General features: G+C 72.5%; 1 protein-coding gene and 1 pseudogene. Both read left to right on the plus strand.

Annotation, left to right across the window (positions count from 1 at the left end; all coding sequences use genetic code 11):
• The coding region (locus ABT263_RS38370; protein ID WP_352298497.1) for a phosphopantetheine-binding protein at positions 1-546 on the plus strand (546 nt) is incomplete at its 5' end.
• Positions 547-594: 48 nt separating this feature from the next.
• Positions 595-5,474, plus strand: a pseudogene (locus ABT263_RS38375) (SDR family NAD(P)-dependent oxidoreductase); the annotation flags it as partial.

Here is a 5,474-nt window from a genome sequence, read left to right on the forward strand (position 1 = left end):
GCCGACGGTCGGAGCGCCCTGGCCGCGCGGTTGGCCGGGCTGGGGCCGGACGAGCAGCGGGAGGTGGTGCGGGAGCTGGTGCTGTCGCAGGCCGCCCTGGTGCTGGGGATGGCCGGTCCGGGCAGTCTGGACGCCGAACGTTCCTTCCGGGACGTCGGGTTCGACTCGCTCACCGCCGTCGAACTGCGCAACCGGCTGAACAGCGCCACCGGCCTGCGGCTGCCGGCCACGGCGGTCTTCGACTACCCGAGCCCGACGGCCCTGGCCGACTTCCTGGCCCAGGAGACCTTCGGGTCGGTCGCCGAGGTGTCGGGCGCCCTGGCGGCGTACTCCGGACTCGACCGGCTCGAAGCCTCGGTCACCGAGCTCCTGGGAGACGAGGCCGCCCGGGCCCGGGTCACGGCGCGGCTCAAGGACATCCTCTCGGCGCTGAGCGACACCGCCGGGTCCGGCGAGGGGGACGAGGGCGCCTCGGTCGCCGAGACGATCCAATCGGCCAGTGACGACGACATGTTCGACTTCATCGACAACCAGCTCGGGCTCTGAGTACGTCGCCGTACCACCGTGCGAAATGAGGAAGGCGTCCATCGGATGGCGAACGAAGAGAAGCTCCGTGACTACCTCAAGCGGGTCACCACCGACCTGGCGCAGACCCGGGAGCGCCTGCGCGAGGTGGAGGGCCGGCAGCAGGAACCCGTGGCCATCGTCGGTATGGCGTGCCGGTTCCCGGGCGGGGTGTCGTCACCGGAGGAGTTCTGGCAGCTGCTGGCCTCGGGCGGGGACGCGATCGGCCACTTCCCGACGGACCGCGGCTGGCCGGGGAACCTGGTCGATCCGGATCCGGACGCGGTGGGCAGGAGCGTCTCCGGCGAGGGTGGATTCCTCTACGAAGCGGGGGAGTTCGACGCGGAGTTCTTCGGGATCAGTCCGCGTGAGGCGGTCGTGATGGATCCGCAGCAGCGCTTGCTGCTGGAGACGTCCTGGCACGCGCTGGAGGGTGCCAGGATCGACCCGACGGGGCTGCGGGGCAGCGCGACGGGCGTGTTCGCCGGCCTCTTCTACCACGACTACCTGCCGTTCTACCCCGTACCGGAGGAGGCCGAGGGCTATCTCGGCACCGGGGGCATGGGGTCGGTCGTCTCCGGGCGGGTGGCGTACGCGCTGGGGCTGGAGGGTCCGGCGGTGACGGTGGACACGGCGTGTTCGTCGTCGCTGGTGGCGCTGCACCTGGCCTGCCAGTCGCTGCGCTCGGGGGAGAGTTCGCTCGCGCTGGCGGGTGGTGTGACGGTGATGTCGACGCCCGGCACGTTCATCGACTTCTCGCGGCAGCGCGGTCTTGCGGCGGACGGCCGGTGCAAGGCCTACGCGGAGTCCGCCGACGGCACCGGGTGGGGCGAGGGCGTCGGCGTCCTGGTGGTCGAACGGCTTTCGGACGCGCGGCGCAACGGTCACAAGGTGCTCGCGGTGGTGACCGGCACGGCGGTCAACCAGGACGGTGCGTCCAACGGTCTGACCGCGCCGAACGGCCCCTCCCAGCAGCGGGTGATCCGGGCCGCGCTGGCCAGCGCCGGAGTCGGCGCCGACGGCGTGGATGTCGTCGAGGGCCACGGCACCGGCACCCGGTTGGGTGACCCGATCGAGGCGCAGGCGTTGCTGGCGACCTACGGCCAGGAGCGGCCGGTCGACCGGCCGCTGTTGCTGGGCTCGGTGAAGTCGAACATCGGGCACGCCCAGGCGGCCGCCGGTGTGGCGGGTGTCATCAAGATGGTCGCCGCGATGCAGCACGGTGTGGTGCCGGCGACGCTGCACGCGGACGAGCCGTCCTCGCGGATCGACTGGGAGTCCGGCGCCGTCCGACTGGTCACCGAGGCGCAGCCGTGGCCGGAGACGGGTGAGCGGCCGCGTCGGGCGGGCGTGTCGTCCTTCGGGTTCTCCGGGACCAACGCACACGTGATTATCGAGCAGGCGCCCGCCGAGGAGGCTGTCGCGCCGAGGGGCGAGGGCTGGACGCTCCCGGTGGTGCCGTGGTCCCTCTCGGGGCGGTCGGCTGCGGGTGTCGCCGGGCAGGCGGAGCGGTTGGCGGCGTTCGTTGAGCGCTCCGATGCTGATGCTGATGTCCTGGACGTGGGTTGGTCGTTGGCGGTGTCGCGGGCGGCGTTGGAGCAGCGGGCGGTGGTCCTCGGTGCGGACCGCGAGGAGTTGCTGGCGGGTCTTGCGGCGCTGGCTGAGGGCCGTGAGGTCCCCGGTGTGGTGACCGGGTCCGTGGGGGGTGCGGGCAAGGTCGGGTTCGTGTTCACCGGTCAGGGTGCGCAGCGCGTTGGCATGGGGCAGGGGCTCTACCAGGCTTTCCCGGTGTTCGCCGACGCGTTCGACGCGGCGTGTGCGGGGCTGGCTGAGCATTTGGACGGTTCGCTCACTGCTGTGATGCGGGGGGAGGGCCCGATCGATGAGACGGGGTGGGCGCAGCCCGCGCTGTTCGCCGTTGAGGTGGCGCTGTTCCGTTTGCTGGAGTCGTGGGGCGTGAGTCCGCAGGTGGTGGCCGGTCATTCGATCGGTGAGCTGGCGGCGGCGCATGTGGCGGGGGTGTGGTCGCTGGAGGATGCCTGTGCGGTGGTGGCCGCGCGTGGCCGGCTGATGCAGCAACTGCCGTCCGGTGGTGCGATGGTGGCCGTCGAGGCGACTGAGGAGCAGGTTCTCGAAGCGATCGCGGGTCGTACCGGTGTCGGTATCGCGGCCGTGAACGGCCCCAAGGCCGTGGTGATCTCGGGCGTCGAGGATGAAGTCCTGGCTGCGGCAGCCGAGTTGGCCACATCCGGCGCACGCACGAAGCGTCTCCAGGTTTCCCACGCGTTCCACTCGCCGCTGATGGAGCCGATGCTGGAGGAGTTCGCCCGCGTCGTCGCCGCCGTCAGCTACCGCGCGCCCAAGCTGGCGATGGTTTCCGCCCTGACCGGCCTCCCGGTGACGGACGAGGTCACGGACCCGGCCTACTGGGTGAAGCACGTCCGCGAGGCGGTTCGCTTCCATGATGCCGCGCAGTCCCTTCGTGCCGCCGGCGTCCGGACGTTCGTGGAGATCGGCCCCGACGGTGTGCTGTCCGGCATGGGCCCGCAGACCCGTACCGACGACCAGGGCGAGCCCGAGGTCTGGCTCCCGCTCCTGCGTCGCGGCCGTGACGAGCCCCGCGCCTTGATGACCGCGCTTGCGAAGCTCTTCGTGCGGGGTGTGCCGGTCGCCTGGGAGCAGGTCTACGCGGACACCGGTGCCCAGCGGATCGACCTGCCCACCTACGCCTTCCAGCGCCGGCGCTACTGGCTGCCGACCGGTTCCGGCGTGGTGGACGCCGCCGGGCTGGGCCAGTCACCGGCGCGTCATCCGCTGCTGGGTGCGGCGGTGACGCTGCCGGCCAGCGGGGGTCTGGTGCTGACCGGGCGCCTGTCACTGGCTGCACAGCCCTGGCTGGCCGACCACGTGGTGGCCGGGCGGGTCGTCGTCCCAGGGGCGGCGCTGGTCGAGATGGCCGTGCGCGCGGGCGACGAGGCCGAGTACAGCCGGGTCGAGGAACTGCTGATCGAGGCGCCGCTGGTGCTGCCGCCCCAGGGCGCGGTCCGGGTGCAGGTCACGGTGGACGAGGCGGACGAGTCCGGCCGCCGTGCGGTCGCGGTGTATGCCCAGTCCGAGGAGGCGGCCTTCGCGGAGGAGTGGACCCGGCACGCGACGGGCGCGCTGACACCGGTCGCGACGAGTGCCGACACCGTGCTGTCGGCCGAGTGGCCCCCGGCGGGCGCCGAGACCGTGGATCTGGACGGGTTCTACCCACGCCTGGCCGCCAGTGGCCTCGCCTACGGTCCGGTGTTCCAGGGGATGCAGGCAGCCTGGCGGCGGGGCGAGGAGCTGTTCGCCGAGGTCGCACTGCCGGACGGTGTCGGCGTGTCCGGATTCGGGCTGCACCCGGCCCTGCTGGACAGCGCGCTGCACGTGGCGGGGCTGAGCGGCGACGGGGACGGGGACGGCCTGACGCTGCCGTTCGCGTGGAGTGACGTCGAGGTGCACGCATCGGGTGCGGCGGGGGCCCGGGTGCGCGTGGCACCGGCTGCCTCGGGCGAGGGCGTGTCGATCACGCTGGCCGATGCTGCGGGCGAGCTGGTGGCGTCGGTCGGTTCGTTGGTGCTGAGGGCGGCCTCGGCCGAGGACCTGGCGGGTGGCACCGGGGCCGCGACTGAGTCGATGTTCGGTGTGGAGTGGGTTCCGGCTGCCCTGGCCGGCGCCGCGACGGAGGGTGGTCGGTGGGCTGTCCTCGGGACGGTGGAGCTGGCGGGTGCGGAGTCGTTCCCGGATCTGGCGGCGCTGGTGGCGTCGGTGGAGGCCGTGCCCGACGTGGTGGTGGTGCGGGTTGTTCCGGACGCCGTGGACGAGGTCCCGGCTGCGGCTGGTCGCACGGCTGCCGGTGTGCTGGGTCTGGTGCAGGAGTGGCTGGCGGCGGAGTCCTTGTCCGGGTCCCGTCTGCTGGTGGTGACCGAGCGGGCCGTCGACGCCGGGCCGGAGGCGCCGATGGAGGTCGCGGCTGCTCCGGTGTGGGGTCTGGTCCGGGTGGCGCAGGCGGAGAATCCGGACCGGATCGTTCTCGCCGATGTCGAGGACGCCTCTATGGAGGTGCTTCGCCTGGGTGTGGCCTCGGGTGAGGCGCAGTTCGCGGTGCGGGCCGGCCAGGTGCGGGTCCCCCGCCTGGTGCGGGTGTCGTCGACGCCTGCCGCCGACTTGGGGGGTCGTCCGGGGACGGTGCTGATCACGGGCGCGTCGGGTGCGTTGGGCGGTCTGGTGGCGCGGCACCTCGCGGAGAGCGGGCGGGCCGAGCACTTGGTCCTGGTGTCGCGTCGGGGCATCGAGGCCCCCGGGATGTCGGAGCTGGTGGCCGATCTGAAGGGCCTGGGTGTCGAGGTCACGGTCGGGGCCTGTGACGTGGCTGATCGCGAGGAACTCGCCGACGTGCTGGAGGGCTTGGCGCTGACGGGTGTCGTCCATGCGGCGGGTGTTCTGGACGACGGGCTCGTCGCTTCGCTGACGCCGGAGCGGGTGGCGGCGGTGATGCGGCCGAAGGTCGACGCGGCGTGGCATCTGCATGAGCTGACGCGCGAGCTGGACCTGGACATGTTCGTCCTGTTCTCCTCGATCGCGGGTGTGATCGGTAACGCGGGTCAGGCGAACTACGCGGCGGGGAACACGTTCCTGGACGCGCTGGCAGCTCACCGGCGCTACGAGGGCCTGCCGGGGGTGTCGTTGGCGTGGGGCCCGTGGGAGAACGGCATGGCGGGTGAGCTCTCGGAGGCGGACCGCCGCCGGATGGGCCGGCAGGGTCTGCGGCCACTGTCCGACGCACGCGGGCTCGCCGTCCTGGAGGCGGCCGTCGGCCGGCCCGAAGCACTCTTCGTCGCGGCCGAGTTGAACGTGGCCGCCCTGAGGGGATCCGGCGAGGT

Origin of the sequence: Kitasatospora sp. NPDC001603, assembly GCF_040298365.1 — a bacterium.
Classification (GTDB): domain Bacteria; phylum Actinomycetota; class Actinomycetes; order Streptomycetales; family Streptomycetaceae; genus Kitasatospora.